1 protein-coding gene is annotated in these 1,454 nt (G+C 33.4%); it reads right to left on the bottom strand.

The annotated features are described in order from the left end of the window. Positions 1–122 precede the first annotated feature (122 nt). Positions 123–1,403: a glycosyltransferase gene (locus Q361_RS13535; protein ID WP_103727248.1), complete on the bottom strand. Its 1,281-nt coding sequence runs from the start codon at positions 1,401–1,403 to the stop codon at positions 123–125. Positions 1,404–1,454 lie beyond the last annotated feature (51 nt).

Genomic DNA, 1,454 nt, shown 5'->3' with positions numbered 1-1,454 from the left:
AACGGTTTGCAGCTTGGCGAAGTGGCGGAAATCGAAGCACAAATGTTTAGTTTTGTACAAAAGTTCAATCGAAGAACTGCCGTTGAATTTAGCACTAAACCCGCCATTTTGCCAAACTGCTGTTATGTGCCGTATTTTTTTGTGTCATTAAAGTATTTTTCAATTTCAGTTATTGCATTGTCAAGTCCGTTTTCGTTCCTGATTTGTTGTCCGACTATTGAAACATTATTTTCTATTTCCTTTGCTTGAACTTTTTGAATTGCCGAAATTAGTTTGTCAGCCGATAAAGTTTTAACTGGTATATGAACACCTAATTTCTTGCGTTCAACTATTTTTCCCCAAGTTGGTTGGTCTGTATAAAACGAAACAATGATTACAGGTAAATTGTGCCTTAACATTGTAGCCAAAGTTCCTGCTCCACCGTGAAAAATACCAATTTTACATTTCGGTAAAATAGTTTCGTGATTTACATATTTTGTAACGAATAGATTTTTATGTTCGGGTAAATTGGCAAACTGTGACCAACCTTTGCAAAACAAAATGCGTTCATTGGTCTGTACTAAAATTTCTGTCAATATTTTAATGAATTTTTCAGTATTACCAACTCCATTACTTCCAAAACCTATATAAATTGGCTTGTCGCCTTGATCTATCCATTCTGTAAGTTCTGTTGGTGTTTTGTCCAAAAAATGTTCATATCTTTTATGTTTTGGAATGTTTATAAATCCCGTGATTTTATGATGGCTTTCCCAATCTTTTGGTTGTGGAATTAACGATTGACTAATGCAATATAGGTCTAATATTTTTTGTTTGTCAAGATAAGTAACTAAATTTTCTTTTAAAATAGGTAAACCAAGTTCTTGTCTGTATTCGTTGGTATCTTGCTTAATAAACTTCCAAAAAAAACTTTGTGCAATTTTATAGGTCAGTTTGTTGTACCAAGGAAAATTGAAAAAATCAAAGTCGCCTAATGGAAATTCTTTTGTAGGTACAACTGGTGGCATAAAATAAGTCAATGCTACTTTCTTATTTTGTTTTTCAGCAATTGCACTTACAATTGGTAGCGTCATCGAGTTGGCTATAATGAAATCAACTTTTGAAATGGCATCATAATAACTTTTTCGCAATGGTTCTCTGTTGTCGTGAAGTACTTTGAAATAATACTTCATCAACTTTATAGCGTTTTCAGTTTGTAAAATATTTCGTCCTTCGTTAGAGTTCATCATTGTTTCAGCATTTCCCCAAAGTGGTTGAAAAGCTACGCCAAATCCTTCAACAAATTCTTTAAAGTCTTCTGTTGCTGAAAGTGTTACTTTATGTCCTTTGTCCATTAGTCCAAGTGCCAATGCAACATAAGGTTGTAAATCTCCTCGTGTTCCGTATGTGAAAATTCCTATGTTCATTTAGTTTTGTCTTTTAGTTTGTGTTCGGTCATAATATGGCACATAACGTTT

The sequence above is a fragment of the Flavobacterium croceum DSM 17960 genome, from assembly GCF_002917885.1.
GTDB lineage: Bacteria > Bacteroidota > Bacteroidia > Flavobacteriales > Flavobacteriaceae > Flavobacterium > Flavobacterium croceum.
Note: the sequence above shows the minus strand (reverse complement) of the source record. Positions and strands in the feature narration are given on the sequence as shown.

What these genes read in the sequence shown, in the direction of transcription:
- Q361_RS13535 (WP_103727248.1), bottom strand. Translation starts at nt 1,403, where the DNA reads ATGAACATAGGAATTTTCACATACGGAACACGAGGAGATTTACAACCT.